The organism is Bradyrhizobium iriomotense (assembly GCF_018129405.1).
Taxonomy (GTDB): domain Bacteria; phylum Pseudomonadota; class Alphaproteobacteria; order Rhizobiales; family Xanthobacteraceae; genus Bradyrhizobium; species Bradyrhizobium iriomotense_B.
In genome coordinates this window covers 89083-105777 of record NZ_JAFCLP010000015.1, presented here as the reverse complement: position 1 = coordinate 105777, position 16695 = coordinate 89083, and the positions used below count along the sequence as shown (strand labels likewise).

Annotated in this window: 18 protein-coding genes; all 18 read right to left on the bottom strand. The window is 65.4% G+C overall.

Annotation, left to right across the window (positions count from 1 at the left end):
- Positions 1-20: 20 nt before the first annotated feature.
- The 18 genes from hypE to JQ592_RS26560 all read right to left on the bottom strand — a co-directional run bounded on the left by hypE (position 21) and on the right by JQ592_RS26560 (position 16666).
- A complete protein-coding gene (gene hypE, locus JQ592_RS26645; protein ID WP_211405744.1) occupies positions 21-1061 on the bottom strand; it encodes a hydrogenase expression/formation protein HypE in 1041 nt (346 codons plus the stop codon).
- A complete protein-coding gene (hypD, locus tag JQ592_RS26640; RefSeq protein ID WP_211405743.1) occupies positions 1058-2200 on the bottom strand; it encodes a hydrogenase formation protein HypD in 1143 nt (380 codons plus the stop codon). The genes hypE and hypD overlap by 4 nt, the downstream gene beginning before the upstream one ends.
- Entirely contained in the window at positions 2197-2433 is a 237-nt protein-coding gene (locus JQ592_RS26635; protein WP_211405742.1) for a HypC/HybG/HupF family hydrogenase formation chaperone, read from the bottom strand. The genes hypD and JQ592_RS26635 overlap by 4 nt, the downstream gene beginning before the upstream one ends.
- Positions 2433-4688: a carbamoyltransferase HypF gene (gene hypF / locus JQ592_RS26630; protein WP_433996438.1), complete on the bottom strand. Its 2256-nt coding sequence runs from the start codon at positions 4686-4688 to the stop codon at positions 2433-2435. The genes JQ592_RS26635 and hypF overlap by 1 nt, the downstream gene beginning before the upstream one ends.
- Complete coding sequence (gene hypB / locus JQ592_RS26625; RefSeq protein ID WP_211405740.1) at positions 4688-5602, bottom strand: hydrogenase nickel incorporation protein HypB; 915 nt, start codon at positions 5600-5602, stop codon at positions 4688-4690. Before hypB ends, hypF begins: the two co-directional genes overlap by 1 nt.
- Positions 5602-5943, bottom strand: coding sequence for a hydrogenase maturation nickel metallochaperone HypA (gene hypA / locus JQ592_RS26620; RefSeq protein WP_211405739.1), 342 nt, complete (start codon positions 5941-5943; stop codon positions 5602-5604). The genes hypB and hypA overlap by 1 nt, the downstream gene beginning before the upstream one ends.
- On the bottom strand, positions 5936-7024 hold the full coding sequence (locus tag JQ592_RS26615; RefSeq protein ID WP_211405738.1) for a nickel-dependent hydrogenase large subunit: 1089 nt from the start codon (positions 7022-7024) through the stop codon (positions 5936-5938). Before JQ592_RS26615 ends, hypA begins: the two co-directional genes overlap by 8 nt.
- Positions 7021-7536 (bottom strand): [NiFe]-hydrogenase assembly chaperone HybE, encoded by a 516-nt coding sequence (gene hybE / locus JQ592_RS26610; protein WP_433996436.1) that lies wholly within the window; start codon positions 7534-7536, stop codon positions 7021-7023. Before hybE ends, JQ592_RS26615 begins: the two co-directional genes overlap by 4 nt.
- Positions 7533-7742: a rubredoxin gene (locus JQ592_RS26605; RefSeq protein WP_211405736.1), complete on the bottom strand. Its 210-nt coding sequence runs from the start codon at positions 7740-7742 to the stop codon at positions 7533-7535. The genes hybE and JQ592_RS26605 overlap by 4 nt, the downstream gene beginning before the upstream one ends.
- The gene (locus JQ592_RS26600; protein ID WP_211405735.1) at positions 7739-8602 is read right to left on the bottom strand and encodes a hydrogenase expression/formation protein; all 864 of its coding nucleotides are present in this window, start codon (positions 8600-8602) and stop codon (positions 7739-7741) included. The genes JQ592_RS26605 and JQ592_RS26600 overlap by 4 nt, the downstream gene beginning before the upstream one ends.
- Positions 8599-9045, bottom strand: a complete 447-nt coding sequence (locus JQ592_RS26595) for a hydrogenase accessory protein (RefSeq protein ID WP_211405734.1) — start codon at positions 9043-9045, stop codon at positions 8599-8601. The genes JQ592_RS26600 and JQ592_RS26595 overlap by 4 nt, the downstream gene beginning before the upstream one ends.
- 275 nt (positions 9046-9320) lie before the next feature.
- Positions 9321-9617 (bottom strand): HypC/HybG/HupF family hydrogenase formation chaperone, encoded by a 297-nt coding sequence (locus JQ592_RS26590; protein WP_211405733.1) that lies wholly within the window; start codon positions 9615-9617, stop codon positions 9321-9323.
- 21 nt (positions 9618-9638) lie between these two features.
- The gene (locus JQ592_RS26585) at positions 9639-10217 is read right to left on the bottom strand and encodes a HyaD/HybD family hydrogenase maturation endopeptidase (protein ID WP_211405732.1); all 579 of its coding nucleotides are present in this window, start codon (positions 10215-10217) and stop codon (positions 9639-9641) included.
- 17 nt (positions 10218-10234) lie between these two features.
- Positions 10235-10978, bottom strand: coding sequence for a Ni/Fe-hydrogenase, b-type cytochrome subunit (cybH, locus tag JQ592_RS26580; RefSeq protein WP_211405731.1), 744 nt, complete (start codon positions 10976-10978; stop codon positions 10235-10237).
- A gap of 12 nt (positions 10979-10990) precedes the next feature.
- A complete protein-coding gene (locus tag JQ592_RS26575; RefSeq protein WP_211405730.1) occupies positions 10991-12781 on the bottom strand; it encodes a nickel-dependent hydrogenase large subunit in 1791 nt (596 codons plus the stop codon).
- Between the two features lie 22 nt (positions 12782-12803).
- Positions 12804-13895 carry a hydrogenase small subunit gene (locus tag JQ592_RS26570; protein WP_211405729.1) on the bottom strand — a complete coding sequence of 364 codons (1092 nt, stop codon included), beginning with the start codon at positions 13893-13895 and terminating at the stop codon, positions 12804-12806.
- Positions 13896-14213: 318 nt separating this feature from the next.
- Positions 14214-15653 carry a nickel-dependent hydrogenase large subunit gene (locus JQ592_RS26565; RefSeq protein ID WP_211405728.1) on the bottom strand — a complete coding sequence of 480 codons (1440 nt, stop codon included), beginning with the start codon at positions 15651-15653 and terminating at the stop codon, positions 14214-14216.
- Positions 15650-16666 carry a HupU protein gene (locus JQ592_RS26560; RefSeq protein ID WP_211405727.1) on the bottom strand — a complete coding sequence of 339 codons (1017 nt, stop codon included), beginning with the start codon at positions 16664-16666 and terminating at the stop codon, positions 15650-15652. Before JQ592_RS26560 ends, JQ592_RS26565 begins: the two co-directional genes overlap by 4 nt.
- Positions 16667-16695 lie beyond the last annotated feature (29 nt).

Sequence of the window (16695 nt, the reverse complement as noted above, 5' to 3'; positions counted from 1 at the left end):
CGTCGGCCTCAGCAGATTCCTCAACAGATTCTTGGCAATTGCTCGCCCGACAGCCAGTCGACGATCCGCCCGCCGCCAAAGCTCGTTGCCATCTGCACGAAATGATGGTCGTCGGCCACGGCCTCGCCGATGTCGGCGGCTTCGTGGCCGAGCGGATGCGCCCGCATCGCGGCCAGAACGGTTTTGGCAACCTCCGGCGCGACGATAGCGACCAGCTTGCCCTCGTTGGCGACATGGAGCGGATCGAGCCCGAGCAGCTCGCAGGCCGCGGCCACGCCCGGCTTCACCGGGATCGCCTCCTCCTGGAGACGGAAGCCAAGGTCGGACTGCTGGGCGATCTCGTTCAGCGTGGCGGCAAGCCCGCCACGCGTGGGATCGCGCATCAGGCGGATGCCGCGGCCGCAGGCCTGCACCATTTTAGCGACGAGATCGTTCAGCGACGCCGAGTCCGAGACGATCTCGGTCTCAAAGGCCAGGTTCTGCCGCTTGGACATGATGGCAACGCCGTGATCGCCGAGCGTGCCCGAGATCAGAACGCGATCGCCGACCCGCGCGTTCTCGGCCGAGAGATCGAGCCCGTCGGGCACGACCCCGACCCCCGCGGTCGAGATGAACAAGCCGTCGGCCTTGCCGCGCTCGACCACCTTGGTGTCGCCGGTGATGATGTGGACGCCTGCCTCGCGCGCCGCTTGCCCCATGGACTCCGCGATCAGCTTGAGGTCGGCGAACCGAAACCCCTCCTCGATGATGAAGCTTGCCGAGAGATAGAGCGGTTTTGCACCGGCCATGGCGATGTCGTTGACGGTGCCGTGCACCGCGAGCGAGCCGATATTCCCTCCGGGAAAGAACAGCGGCGAGACCACATAGCCGTCGGTCGTCATCACCATGCGTCCGGCACCGACGTTGAATGCCGACTGGTCGTTGCCGCGCGCCAGCCATTCATTGCCAAAAGCTTCGTGGAACAGGCCTGAGATCAACTGCGCCATGGCGCGCCCACCCGAACCGTGGGACAGATCGACGCAACCGTTCTTGATATCAAGCTTGCGCTGATAGGACTTCATGACGCCCGCCTCTGCTGATGGTCGCGGAAGCGTCCATAGGTCCAGTGCGCGGCACAGGCGCCTTCGGACGAGACCATGCAGGACCCCATCGGCGTCTCCGGCGTGCAGACGGTGCCGAACAGTTTGCAGTCGACCGGCTTCTTCACCCCGCGCAAAATAGCGCCGCATTCGCAGGCCGGATTGTCGTCGACGCGCAGCTCGTTCATGTCGAAGCGAACCTCGGTATCGTATTTGGCGTAAGCGCGCTTCAACTTCAGCCCGCTATAGGGCACCTGACCGAGCCCGCGCCATTCGAACTGGTCGCGCAGCTCAAAGATGTCGGAGACCTCTTCCTTGGCGCGCAGATTGCCGTCGCGGGTCACGGCGCGGCTATACTGGTTCTCGACCTCGTGCCTGTTCTCGTTGACCTGACGCACCAGCATCAGGATCGCCTGCATCATGTCGAGCGGCTCGAAGCCCGAGATCACCACCGGCTTGCCGAATTCTTCCGCGAAGAATTCGTAAGGCGCGGTGCCGATGATGGTCGAGACATGCGCGGGGCCGACAAAGCCGTCGATCTCGACCCGGCCGATGTTGCGGATGTCGGGGCTCTCCAGGATGTTCTGCATCGCCGGCGGCGTCAGCACGTGGTTGCAGAATACGCTGAAGTTTGCGAGCTGCTTCTTCTCGGCCATGCGGATCATGACCGCGGTCGGCGGCGTCGTGGTCTCAAAGCCGATGGCGAAAAATACGACCTCGCGCCCCGGATTCTCCTCCGCGATGCGGATCGCATCGATCGTGGAATAGACCATGCGGATGTCCGCTCCGCGCGCCTTCGCCTTCAACAGCGAAGCGCCCTGCGAGCCCGGCACCCGCATCAGATCGCCATAAACGCACAGGATGATCTCCGGCCGCATCGCGAGCCGGATCGCCATGTCGATGCGGCCGGCCGGCAGCACGCAGACCGGACAGCCGGGACCATGGATCATCCGCACGTTCTTCGGCAACATGTCCTCGAGGCCGTAGCGCGAGATCGCGTGCGTGTGACCGCCGCAGAACTCCATGAAGCGATAAGGTCTTTCAGGATGGGCCTCGGCGCGGATCGCCTTGGCGAGCCCGAGCGCGATCTCCTTGTCGCGAAACTCGTCGGCATATTTCATGGCGCAACTTCCTGTCCCTCGGCGCTGAGCTCGCGCAACAATTCGAGCGTCCGCCGCGCCTCCTCTGGGTCGATCTTGGTGAGGGCGTAGCCGACATGGATGATGACGTAGTCGCCGACGGCGAGGTCCTCGATCAAGGCGACCGAGATCTCCTTGCTGACGCCGTCGATGGTGACTACGGCCATCGCGTCGGGCAAGAGTTTCGTGACCTCAGCGGGTATCGCGAGACACATCAGGCGTTTCCTTCCAGGCCTTGGTGTTCGAGGAGTTGGAGGGCGGCGACCCAGGCCTGCCCCAGGCTGAGGCCACCGTCATTGGGCGGCACCTGGCGGGACAGCAGCGGCGTGAGGCCGGCCGCGATGCAGCCGCGTTCGATCCCGGCGCCGAGGATCGCGTTGAGGAAGCAACCGCCGCTCAAGGTGACGGTGGTGATCCCGGCCTGGCGCGTCGCACGCACGATCCAGTCGACACAGGCGGCCGCAAACGTGCCATGGAACAGCTCGGCGCCGCTGATCGGATCTATCCGGTCGATCGCCAGGCGCTCAAGCAACGGACGCAGAGACAGCACGTTATTGTCGATGGTCCAGCCCTCTTGCGCGATACGCGGCGTGCGCACCAGCGCTTCCAGCTTCATCGCGGCCTCGCCCTCGTAGCTCTGCACCGGGCAGAGGCCGAGCAGTCCTGCCGCCGCGTCAAACAACCGGCCAGCGCTGGTCGTCAGCGGTACGCCTGACTGCCCGAGCAGGACGGAGAGACGCGCTGCCTGCGGCTGCGTCGCAAAGCGTGTCGCAATCGTCTCGTCGCGCTCGAGCGTGTGCAGGACGCCGGCGGCCATGCGCCACGGTTCGCGCGCGGCACGATCGCCGCCCGCCATCTTCATGGGCGCGAGATGTCCGAGCCGCCGGAAGCGCGCGCCTTCGCATAGTAAGAGCTCGCCGCCCCAATTGCCGCCGTCGCTACCATAACCGAAACCGTCGAGCACCAGCGCCAGCGCCGGTCCGGCGATGCCATGCTCCGCCATCACCGAGGCCGCATGGCCATGATGGTGCTGAACCGCGATCAGCCGCTTTCCGCTGGCCTCGGCAAAACGGGTCGAGGCCATGTTCGGATGCAAATCATGGGCGATGGCGATCGGCTCGACGTCCAGCGTGGACAGCAGGTGATCCACCGTCTCCTCGAAGAAGCGGATGCCTTCCGCGCTGTCGAGGTCGCCGATGTACTGGGAGACGAAGGCTTCGTTGCCCCGCGTGACCGTCACGGTCGATTTCAGGCTGCCGCCGACGGCAAGGATCGGTGGCACGAAGCGCGCGAGGCGGATCGGCTCGGGCACGTAACCGCGGGCGCGACGGATGAATTGCGTCCGGCCCGCCACGACCGATGCGACGGAATCATCGGCGCGGGTGACGATGTCGCGGTCGTGGGTGACGATGAGGTCGGCGATGCCGGCAAGACGCCGCTCGGCCTCGTCATTGTCGATCAGGAGCGGTTCGCCACCGAGATTGGCGCTGGTCGCAACGATGACCCAGCTCTCGCCGCTGCGGGGATGCGCCGATTGCAGGACATGGAAAATCAGGTGATGCAGCGGGCTGACCGGCAGCATGACCCCAATTCGCGTCAGTCCTGGCGCGATCGTGGGCGCGAGGCGCCGGTGCGAATTCATCAGCACGATCGGCCGCGCCGTCGTTTCGAGCAATGCAAGCTCGGCAGCATTGGCCTCAGCGATCTCCGCGACCACACCCTTGGAGCCCACCATCACGGCGAACGGCTTCCGGTCACGATGCTTGCGTTGCCGTAGCCGCACTACGGCGTCATCGTCGCGGGCATCGCAGAGCAGCTGATAGCCGCCGAGCCCCTTGATCGCCACGATGCTGCCCGCGGCGATCGCAGCCGCGATCTCCGCGATACCATGGCTGAGCCGCGGGCCGCATTGCGGGCAGGCAATCGCCTCGGCATGGAAGCGGCGGCTTGCCGGATCGGCATAGTCGGCGGCGCAGGCCGCGCACATGGCGAAGCGCTTCATGGCGGTCGTCGCACGATCGTAGGGCAGCCGTTCGGCGATGGTGTAGCGTGGACCGCAATGGGTGCAGTTGACGAAGGGATAGAGGTGGAAGCGACTGGCCGGATCGAACAGCTCGCCCAGGCAGTCCGAGCAGGTCGCGGCGTCCGCGACGATCCGCGTCGACACCCTGCCCTGCTCGCTGGCGCGGATGCAGAACGCGCCGCCCGCGACAGCGCCGATCGGCTGCACCGAAATCTCGTCGATCCGCGCGAGCGGCGGCTTCTCCAGCGGCAGGGCCGCGACGAAGTCCGAGGCGCGCTCGCCTTCGACCTCGATGACGACGCCGTGCGGATCGTTGGCGACGAAGCCGCCGAGGCGGTACCGGGTGGCGAGACCATAGACATAGGGACGAAAGCCGACGCCCTGCACGGCACCGCGCACGTGCAGACGCAGCCTCTTGCCGTCTCGTGCCGTGGCCTTGCCGCCCATCATCCCTGCGCCACCATTTCGGTCTGCTTCAGCTTCGCCCAGCGCCTGCGGATCCAGGCATAGAAGGCCGAAAATCCTTCACCCGTACGCGCCGACACCGTCAGCACCTCGATCTTCGGATTGACCCGCCGCGCATATTCGACAGTCCTGGCGAGATCAAAATCAAGCACCGGCGCGAGATCGATCTTGTTGATCAACATCAAGGACGAGGCTGCGAACATGTCGGGGTATTTGAGCGGCTTGTCCTCACCCTCGGTGGTCGAGAACACCACGATCTTGCAGGCCTCGCCGAGGTCGAACGCCGCGGGACAAACCAGATTTCCGACATTCTCGATGAAGAGGAGGCCGCCGTTCAACCAAGGCAGCCGGTCGTAGGCCTCGCCGACCATGGCCGCATCGAGATGACAGCCCTTGCCGGTGTTGACCTGGATCGCCGCGACGCCGGTGGCGCGGATGCGTTCGGCGTCGTTGGAGGTCTGCTGGTCGCCCTCGATGACACCGACCGGAAAACTGTCCTTCAACTCCGACACCGCGCGGACCAGGAGAGAGGTCTTTCCGGCGCCGGGGCTCGACACCAGGTTGAAGGCGAGCACCTCGTCGGCACGGAATCGGGCGCGATTGGCGGCGGCCAGGCTGTCGTTCTTGCCGAGAATGTCGCGTTCGACCTGGATGATGCGGTCGCTGCTCAAGCCGGCAATCGTCTGCCCGGCCGGATTGGCGCCGCGATCGAGCAGGCCGGCATCCGCGGGAACGTGATCATGGCCCGGACCATGGTGATCTCCGTGATGATGATGGTGGTGATGCCCATCGTGCGCATGGTCGTGATCATGGTGATGCCCGTCATGCCCATGATGATGATCATGCGCATGTTCGATGGACGTCTTGCCGTCGCTACAGCCACAGACCGTGCACATCAATCGACCTCCAGTTCCCTCACACGCATCTCTTCGCCGCCGGTCACCTGCAATTGGTGGCTGCCGCAGGACGGACACGGCTCGTAACGCTGCTTGATCTCGACGCTGGTCGAGCAGGCCATGCACCAGGCGGTCCCCGGCGTCTCGATGATTTCGAGCTTTGCGCCTCGCGCGATGGTGCGCGCTGCAACGGCCTCGAAGCAGAACTGCATCGCTTCCGGCGCGACATGGCTGAGCACGCCGATCTCGAGGCACACCACCTTCACCTTCGAGAACGAGCGCTTGCGCGCCTCGTCCTCCACGATCCCGATGATGCCCTCGCACAGCGCCATTTCATGCATGGGCGGCCTCGCGGAAGCTGAGGCTGAAGCCGACGCAGGGATCGAAGGAATCGACCAGCGCACGCACCGCATCCTGTCCCCGCCGCCCGGAAGCGAGCACCGCGCCTTTGAGGCTGCGGACCAGCGGCCCGCGCGCGTGAAAATTCCATTCGGTCGGTGCCAGGAATTCGAAGCGGACGATGCGGTCCCCCTCGTCGAGCTCGACGGCGTGGTAGAGCCGGCCGCGCGCGCATTCGACCGCGGCCGCACCCCTGCCGGTGCCGAGACGATAGCTGGCAACGGCGCCGTCGTCGTGATCCTGCCCGCTGCCATCGAGCCAGGCGCAGAGCCGGCCGGCCTCGGCGATCCGCGCCTTGAGACGTTCGGCAGCGCCGGCGCCCAACGGCACGACCGGCTGCCGCCCAACCCTGCGGGCCCAGACTCCGGTCTCCGGAATCCGGCCATGGAGGTCGGGCGCATCGGAAAAGTCCGCGCCCTCACGCGACAGCCGCGTGATGATGTCGAGATCATCGGCTATCGTCAGGAATGACTGCTCGGCCATCGGCGGCGACAATGCCTCACCGTCGAGGCCGGCGAGATACGCTGCGAGCATGCTGCTGGGCACCGGATCTTCGCCCGCGATCCCGAGCTCGCCGAGAGCAGACTTGATCTGACGCACCGCCTCGCGCCGCGGCGTGTCCGACCCGCTTTCGTCGACGCCACCGCAGAGCACCGCGCCCGCCTGCATCATCGCGCGCACGGACGCAGCTCTCGCGCCGTCGAGCGCGAACCGTCCGACGAACAGGCTTCGCAACAATTCCGTCAGCCGTTCGGCAATGACGGCCGTGACGCGGCGCCGCACTGTCGCGGGCGCAGCATCTTCGCCGCGCGCAGCTTCGACCGCCGAGCGATACGCCACCTGGTGCGCCGCCGAGCAGAGCGAGAACAATCGCGGCAGCACCGGGAGCAGCGAGGCGGCCGGCTTTCCCGCGAACAGACGCGTCAACGGCGGCCGGCTCCGCGGCTCGACCTTGACGTCGGCGATCGCACCGCCCGACAGCAGCACCGTGATGGCGATCTCGTTGCGGAAGGCCAGGTTCATCCGCCCCGCTCCGTCAGAACGCCACGCAGGAAATTGCGCCGGTCGATCGCAGGCGTCGCGGGGGCGCGACGACGGACCGCTTCGTCGCTGTCGGCCGGCAGCATCAGCTCGGCAAGCGCGGCTTCGGCCGTTGCAAGCGCCGCCGCCATGTCGGCGAAGGCGAACATCGGCGAGAACAGCGAGCAGCTCGCGATGCGGCCCACGGGCTGGACCTCGCCGAGCGCGAACTCGATGTCGCCGGCGGGCAGATGGACGCGCAGGCTTGCGCCGATGGCATCCCGCGCCATCTGGTCCGCCGGCATCACCACGTTCATGAACCACGGCGTGACCATGATGCCGACGATCTGTCCGTTGAAAACACGAAAGCCGACCGCCTCGACGCCGAGCGCATCGTTGTAGATCGGCAGATCGCGCATCGCCCGCGCGCCGATCTCGCGATAGGCCTCGGCCAGCCGCGCGCCCCATATAGCCGCATCGGCGTCGGTCGGCAGCCTGTGCGCCTCGCTCATCATGACTCGATCGCCATGAATTTGGATTTGGGAGCATCGCAGTTCGGACAGTGCCAGTCCTCCGGCAACGCCGCGAATGGCGTGCCGGGCGCGATCTGCGCCACCTCATCGCCATCGACGGGATCATAGACGGTCCAGCAGATGCCGCATTCCAGCCGCGTGAGCTCGGCGACATCCTGGCGCACGCCGAAATTCTCGAACCCGCTCATTTGAAATAGGCCTCGATGATTTCCTTGAGGCGTTCGGCCGAGTCCTCGAAATCCTCGTCCGCCGCGATCGCGACCGTGGGCACGCCACCGACCTCGAGCGTATCGAGGATGATGGTGTCCATGGCGTTGAAGAACTGCACCGACCAGACGTTGCGGATTCCGGTCGCAAGCACACGGCAGGTGCCGTAACCGCGCGAGACGAGTTGGATCGGCCCGTTGCCGATCGTCTCCTGCAGGAAGCTCATGTCGATGGGACTCATCGGCAGCAGCGTGAAATTGATGATCTGCGAGCGAATGCCGGGCCGCCAGGCCAGCGCCCGCTCGCGGATCTCGGCGAGCACCGGCAACACGTTCATGGCGCCCTCCGGCGGCTGCCCGATCTCGAAATCGGCGGATGTCAGATCGGCGGCCGCGCGCCTTACGATCTCGGGGATCGCGCCGACCTCGAGATATTCGTGATGGCCGTCGGTCTCGATCCTGATACGCCAGAGACCGGCGAGCACCGATTCCTGAATCTGCGCAAGCGAGCCGTCCGGCAGCGCGACGACGCCAGCCACCTCGCCCTCGCCGAGCACGTCGGCAATCAGCCGGCGCTCGAGATCGTTGAGATTGCCGAGCCGGAACAGCTGCGTCGGCGCATCGGCCTTCTGCCCGGCGATGACATCCGCGACCTTCGACAGCAGCTCCACCGCATTGGGGCAGCTCCTCGCGAGTTCCGCGCTGTCGAGCGTGGCGAGCTTGGCGAGGGCGCCGGCCGCCGTCAGGCTGCCGCTCGCGGCATTGAGACTTTCCTCGCCGATCGGAAACACGCTGATCGGCTGCTCGGCGCCTTCCGGCGCAGTCCAGAAACCGGCTTTCATAGTTCGACACCCTGTCCGCGATGCTGGGGAATGATGGTGGCCGCGACGGCCGCGCTGTGTCCGCGCGGACGGTCGATCAGCTTGGTGATGCGATCGATGTAGACCGACCAGTCCTGGATCTTGGCGATCAGCCCGAGCGTCTCGCCCTTGGCGACGAAGATCAGCGTCGGCTGCACGCGCACGCCAAAGCGCTGGCCGAGCTCGCTCTCGGCCGCGCGCGCGATCACCGCACCGCGCAGCCGTCCCTGGAAGGCGTCGATCAGCTCCGGCAGCACCACCGCAACGTCGATGGCCTCCGGGAAGCGCTTGGGGTCGCCCGCCGACAGCAGCACCGCGACCGCGCCGGCCCCGTCGGCCGCGCCGAGAAACCCATCGACCGTCGCGACATCGATCTCGGGCAGGCCGCGCCGCGCCAGATCCTGCCTTCCCTCCTGGAATTCCATCAGACCTCCCCTGACAAGCTTATGATTCTGCTCGGATTAGAGGTTAGCAAGGCACGTGCCAGGATCGACTATCGCCTTTCCGGATTTATCTCGTTGATCTGGATCAGATATTTTCTGAGGCGGAAGGCAAGGCAAGCTCCAATGAAAAGTTACTTTCCATATCGTCTGAGAGCTATCCTTACAGATAGAAAGCCACCTTCCAGCCGCGTTGCGGCTCCCGCAAGCCCGGTTCGCGCCCTGCTGTCGCGGCGCTTGATGCGAGGGGTCGGCAGCGCCTAGTCGAGCCGAAGGTGCTCGGGGAGCTGCGGCTCGCGGTCGATGAGGTCGGCGAAGAAGCGGTCGCAATCCTCGCCGTTGAGTGCCGCGCCGAGGCCTTCGATCGCATCCGCGATCAGGCGCGCCTCGGCGTCATCGAGCAACCGGATCGCGGTGTCGATATAGACCAGCACTTTGGCGCCGACCGGAGGACTGGACAGCAGCAGCATGGAGACGCGACGCTGCTCGCCGCGGAATTCGCACAGGGCAGAGACACCATCCGTCTCGACAATCGTCATCGGCAGGCCGAGGCACATCGCGATCTTCTCCGAAAGCGGTCAGGCCGGCCGCATCTCGTAGCTGAGATGGTCGATGTCGTTGGCGAGCAGGCGCTCCGAGGCCGGCAACGGCTCGTTGCGCAGGGTCACCGCGACGCCCCACCCGGCCAGCACCTCGCAGGCGAGCGCGATCGCCGGCGCGATCTGATCGCGCACCGGCTGCGTCAGCGGCCCGCCCCAGTCCTCCAGGTCGAGCGGCTGGCAGCCGATCAGTGCCAGATGCTCCGGGCAGCGGCCGAGCAGGTCGGCCGCGGAGATCACCTCCTGGAAACCGGTCTGGTGCAGGCTCATCTTCTTCGCGCCGGTGAAGCGCGGCACCTCGTCATCGCGCACGAGCTTCAACCGTCCCGGCTCGAGCCCGTAATCGATGGCGTCGAACACGATCAGGCAATCGGCCTCCTCGAGATAGTTGACGAGGTAAAGCCCCTGCGTGCCGCCATCGAGAATGGTGACATTGGGGGGCACGACGTAGCGGCGGTGGAATTCCTCCACCGCGCGCACGCCAAAACCTTCGTCGGCCCACAGGATGTTGCCGATGCCGAGCACCAGGATACGGTTGTCTAGTGAGGATGTCGGCATCGGTCTCACTTCTCTTTTCAGTCGCGGAACTGCCGCTCGCCGGAGACCATCGAGGAGATGATGCTCTGGCGCGACATGATGTCTTCGCGAATCGCGGCGTAGATGTGCACCGATACGAACATCACCAGCGCCCACATGCCGAGATGATGCCAGGTGTGCACGTCCTGGCTGTTCGGCCAGATCGCGAACACCCAGCCGAACAGCTTGTGCTGCCAGCTGTCGATCCCGGTGCCCTCCGAGTACAGCGCAAAGCCGGTGATGATCATGAAGGCCACGAACAGGGTGAAGCCCGTGAACATCGCGGTCTGCGCCAGCGGATTGTGGCCGACATACATCTTCGGCTCGCGCTCCAGGAACGCGTACCACCGGATCTCGTGTAGGACCTCCTTCCAGAACTGCTTGCGATGCACGGGAATGTAGAAGATCTGCCGCGAATGGTGGTTGCCGACGAAGGCCCACAGGATGCGGGCAAGGAAGAACACCGCCAGCACCTGTCCCGCCGCGAAATGGGCAAAGCGGATATAGCCCATCACGAAGTTGTCGGAAGCCTCGCCGGCGACCGTCGGCAACGGCGTGCCGATCAGATAACCGGTCACCATCAGGACCAGAATCGAGACCGCATTCACCCAATGGCAGATCCGCACCGGCGCCTCGTAGACGTAGACGGTGGGCCGGCCCACCGCCTGTTCTCCGGCGGCGTCGGCGGCAATCGCCGTGAGGTCCGGCTTGGCTTCGGAGGTCGGAGCAACTGCATCCATCATGGTGTCCCCTCCCTATCTGACCTTGACGGTCGCCATCTCCTGGCCGTCCGGGCTCATCACATGGGTCGAGCAAGCCAGGCACGGATCGAAGGAGTGGATGGTGCGCAGGATCTCGAGCGGCTGCTCCGGATTCGCCATCGGCGTATCCATCAGCGAGGCCTCGAAGGCGCCGATATTGCCCTTGGGATCCCGCGGCGAGCCGTTCCATGTGGTCGGCACCACGCACTGGTAGTTGTCGATCTTGGTCTCCTTGATCTTGATCCAGTGCGCGAGCGCGCCGCGCGGCGCCTCGGTGAAGCCATAGCCCTTGGCTTCCTTCGGCCAGCTCTCGGGCTTCCACTTCTCGACATTGGCGGTGGAGCTGTCGCCGGCCTTGATGCGCGCCACCAGCTTGTCCTGGAAGTAGCGCATCTGGTGCGCGGCCCATTCGCATTCCAGCGCGCGCGCGGCGGTGCGCCCGAGCGTGGAGAACAGGGCGGACACTGGCAGGCCGAGCGTCTTGAGCAGCTTCTCGGTCGGCTCCTTGAACTCGGGCTTGTTCTGGGCGTAGCCGATGATGTAGCGCGCGAGCGGCCCGACCTCGACGGCGTTGCCGCGCCAGCGCGGCGCCTTGATCCAGGAGTACTTGCCGCCCTCGTCGAGCTCCTTGATGTCGGTCTTGGTGCCCTTGGCGTTGGGGCCGAGCACGTAGTTCGGCTCGGTGACGCCGTCCCAGGGATGCAGTCCCTTGGACTCGTCGGGGTATTTGTACCAGGAGTGCGTGACGAACTCCTGGATCTGCTCGGGATCGCCGTGATCGATCGGCAGCACCTCGTTGAGATTGCCGTTGAGGATCACGCCGCGCGGAAGCTTCAGGCTCTTCGCCGAGTAGTCGTTGGCCGTCTCGGGGATGTCGCCGTAGGACATCACGCTCTTGCCGGACAGGCCGCCGCCATAGAGCCAGTCCTTGTAGAACGAGCCGATCGCGACGACATCGGGCAAGTACACCTTCTCGGTGAATTCGATGCAGCGATCGATGATCGAGGAGACGAGGTTGAGCCGCTCCATGTTGATGGCGCCGACCGCACCGGTGCCGTCGATGTTGATGGCGCAGGGCACGCCGCCGACCAGCCAGTTCGGATGCGGGTTCTTGCCGCCGTAGATGGTGTGGACCTTCACGATCTCCTTCTGGAAATCGAGCGCCTCGAGATAATGCGCGACCGCCATCAAATTGGCTTCGGGCGGCAGCTTGTAGGCGGCATGGCCCCAATAGCCGTTCTTGAACGGACCGAGCTGGCCGGACTCGACGAATTTGGTGAGCCGGATCTGCAGGTCCTTGAAATAGCCGGGCGAGGACAAGGGCCAGGACGAGATCGACTGCGCCAGCACCGAAGTCGCCTTCGGATCGGCCTTGAGCGCCGAGACGATGTCGACCCAGTCCAGCGCATGCAGGTGGTAGAAGTGCACGAGGTGATCGTGCACCTGCAGGCAGAGCTGCATGATGTTGCGGATCGAGTTGGCGTTGTCCGGAATGGTGATGGAGAGCGCGTTCTCGACCGCACGCACCGAGGTGAGCGCGTGGGTTCCCGTGCAGACACCGCAGATCCGCTCGGTGAACGCCCAGGCGTCGCGCGGATCGCGGCCCTTCAGGATGGTCTCGATACCGCGCCACATCGTGCCGGTGGAGACCGCGTTGCGGATGACGTTGTCGGAGTCGACATTGACCTCGACACGCAGGTGACCTTCGATCCGGGTGAGCGGATCGACGACCACGCGCTTGCCGGAATTGTCGAGCTTGAACCCGTTAGGTGTCTGGATGCCCATCGTTTGCGCTTCCTGAAATCGATTAATGATCTTGCTTGGCGTCTTCGCGCTTGCTGGCGAGCCGCTTCACCGCCGTCACCGCCGCATGCGCCGCGACCGCGGCTCCGACGGCGCCGGCCGCCGCCATGCCGATCTGGTCGGCGTTCTTCTCGATACCGAACTGCTTGATGTTGGTGAGGCGGTCGTAGAACGAGCCCTTGTCCCAGAAGCCGTCCTCAGAGCAGCCGATGCAGCCATGGCCCGACTGGATCGGGAAGGACACGCCGCCGTTCCAGCGCACCGTCGAGCAGGCGTTGTAGGTGGTCGGGCCCTTGCAGCCCATCTTGTAGAGGCAATAGCCCTTGCGCGCGGCCTCGTCGTCCCACTCCTCGACGAACTGGCCGGCGTCGAAATGCGGGCGTCGGTAGCACTTGTCGTGGATGCGCTGCGAGTAGAACATCTTCGGCCGGCCCTGGCGGTCGAGCTCGGGCAATTTGCCGAAGGTGGTGATGAAGGTGACGACGCCGGTCATGACTTCCGCGATCGGCGGACAGCCCGGCACCTTGATGATCGGCTTGTTGGTGATGACCTTGTCGATCGGGGTGGCCTGGGTCGGATTGGGCTTGGCCGCCTGCACGCAGCCCCAGGAGGCGCAGGCGCCCCAGGCGATGATCGCCATGGCGTCCTCGGCCATCACCTTCAGCTTCTCGACGAACGGCTTGCCGCCGTCGATGCAGAACATGCCGCCCTCGTTCAGCGGCGGATTGCCTTCGACCGCGAGAACGTATTGTCCCTTGTACTTGGCGCGAGTCTCTTCGAGAATCGCCTCGGCCTGGTGACCGGCGGCGGCCATGATGGTGTCGTCATAGTCGAGCGAGATCATCGACAGCACGGCATCTTTCACCAGCGGATGCGCGGAGCGAATGAAGCTCTCCGAGCAGCAGGTGCATTCGAGGCCGTGCATCCAGATGACGGGCACGCGCGGCCTGGTCTCGAGCGCATTCGCAATGCGGCTCGCCGCCAGCGGACCGAGCCCGAGGCTCGTCGCGGTCAGGCTGCAGAATTTGTGAAAGCTTCGACGCGTGATCCCCTGCCGCCTGATCACGCTGTAAAACGTCTCCGTCGCCGCGCCCATGAATCCTCCCGTCTTCGGCTTTGACTTTTCGATGCCGAAGGACAGCAAGAAGCAGGCCAACAGCCTGGAGTGATTCAAAAGTGAAACGATTCCAGAATGTTGGGATTCAAATTCCGCGCACAGGCGATACGCAAAAGCGCTGAAACGACGAGAAGCGGAAACAACTCGATTTGCAGGCGGCAACGAAGTTTCCGGCATCTCGCCGGAAATATCTTTCCTAAAGCGCGATGAGATTCGGATGGATCGTCATCGCGCTTCGGGTTGTCGTCTACGCATGATCTTTCCGGAAAACCGCTTCGCACTTTTCCGGATCATGCTTTAGTGCGCGGTGCACACCATGCAGGGATCGAACGAGCGGACGATATGCTGGATCGCGACGGCACGCGGTCCGGCGTCGCCGACATCGGTGCCGACCAACGCCTGCTCCAGGGGACCGCCGATGTCGAACGAATCGCGCGGCGAGAAATTCCAGGTGGTGGGTGCGATGATCTGGTAGCGCTCGATCTTTCCGTCACGCACTGCCATCCAGTGCCCGAGACTGCCGCGCGCGGCCTCCACCAGTCCGACGTAAGGGCCGTCAGGCATCGCCTGCGAGGGATTGCAAAAGGGCTCCGACAGCTTCAACGCGCGGGTCCATTGCTCCATCGCGAGCGCGATGCGCGCGAGCTCGATCAGTCGCGCGATCACGCGGTTGCGGACGTTGGTGCCGCCGGCCCCGACGAGGTCGTTGATCAACGGCTGCCCGGCCACCGTCTGGCGCGCGATCGCGCCGACCTCGATCGGCTGGCCGGACAGCCGCGGCGCCTTGCACCAGCTATAGGCGCTCGCCTTGTCCGGGTCCGGCACAGTGGTGCTGTGCGCGGGATCAGCGGATGAATCTCGCATCCAGGCGTGCGAGACGTCCTCGGTGATCTGCGCCAGCGGCAGCGGCTCGATCATGGCGCGTGGCCCGAACAGGCCACGCGGAAACAGCTCGCCCTCGGCGCCATGATAGGCGCCATAGCTCATCAGCAGTCCCGGGCCCTTGCCGAGCTCGCTCAGGGACAGCACGTCCGCGAGCCGGAGGAAGTGCGAGAAATCACCGCCGCGGCCGTCCCGCCAGCGATCAAGCTCTTCGGCGGTCGAGATCGCCAGCACGTTGTCCAGCGTGTCCGCGAAGACAATGCGCTCCAGGAACGAGCGAAAGGCTGCAGCGATCGAGAATAGCCGCACGCGCTCGCCGAGATCGATCGCCCGCGTCGTGCCGCCGGGCTGGAACGCCAGGCTGTGCGGCCATTTGCCGGCAATGATGCCCATGGTCTCGAGCAGCCGCGCCCGCGCCGGCAAGGCATCGCGCGAGGCACTGCCGCGCGTCGCCGCAAAACGTTCACGGGTCGCCTCGTGCCAGGGGTGCGCGGCATAGGCCTCGCGGGCGAAGTCCGGCATGAAGAAGATGTAGAAATGCGTGAGGTGATCTGCGGCATTCTCGGCCGCGTGCGCGATGTTGGTGGCAAGCAGCCCGTTCGGCGCCGCATCGATCGCCATGGCGTGGCGAAGCGCGACTGCTGCCGCCACCGATTGCGAGACCGAGCAGATGCCGCAGATTCGCGGCGCCAGCGCCAGCGCATCAAGCGGCGGACGCCCTTCCAGGATCTGCTCGAAGCCGCGATAGAGCGGCGCTGTGACCTCGGCCCGCGCGACGCGACCGCCCTCGACATCGAGCCGCACCTCGAGATCGCCCTCGACGCGGTTGAACGGACCGATCGTGATCCGGGTCATGGGGTGCGCTTGCCCGTCGGGCGGCCGGGCGGCACGACCACGTGATCGGCGGTCGCGTTCAGCCGCACGCGCCGCGGCGTTGCAGATTTCGACAAGGCGGCGAGCGCCACGAACCAGGCTTTCGGCATGTCGGTCGGCAGGCCGACGGGGATGCCGGCAAGCTTGGCGGTCTCCAGGAAATTCTGCGCGCCCTCGAAGCCCGGCGAGGTACAGGCGATGCAGGCATAGCCGCCCTTGGTGCAGGAGCCGCCGCCGTTCCATGAACGCTGATTGCAGTCGCCGACCGCCTGCGTCGCCTTGCAGCCGAGATGCTCCATCAGACAGCCGCGCTCGGACATCGTCTCGGCGCTGGCCTTGAACTCATAGAACTCGTTGCGCGAGCAGCCATGATGGGCGAGATGGTTGGCGATGAATTTCGGCCGCCCGTAGCCATCGAGATCGGTCGCGGACAGGTCCTTGGCCGTCAGTGCCAAAATGGTTTCCATCATCCAGCCCGGATGCGGCGCGCAGCCGGCGATGTTGATCACCGGCAGGCCAAGCCGGGAGCGGAAGCCGGCACCGAGCGCACCGCCGGACTCGGTGCCCTCGAATTGCAGGCCGACCGCGTCGGTCGGGTTGATGCCCGCCGCCGGCACGCCGCCATAGGCGGCGCAGCTTCCGACCGCGACCACATAGTCCGCCCGCGGCGCGAGATCGAGCATCCAGCGATAGACCGAGCGGCCGGTACCCGCCAGCATGTTGAAGCGGCCGCTGTCGTTCGGGCCGCGCGCGACGGAGCCTTCGAGCAGCAGCAGGTCGAGCGGCACGTCGCCGTCCAGCACCGATTGCAGCACCTCGACCGCTTCCTCGCCGGTCTCCTCGCTGACCGAGGGATGCCACAAGAGGTTGATGCCGAACTGCCTGAGTTCGTCGAACCAGCCGGAGGCGCCGCTTTCCAGGATCGACATGGTGCAGCCGCCGCAGCTTGCGCCCTGCAGCCAAAGCACGTTGGTCATCCCATCCGATCGGCTCATGGCTCCTCCTGAAGGCCCCAATCCCAAAG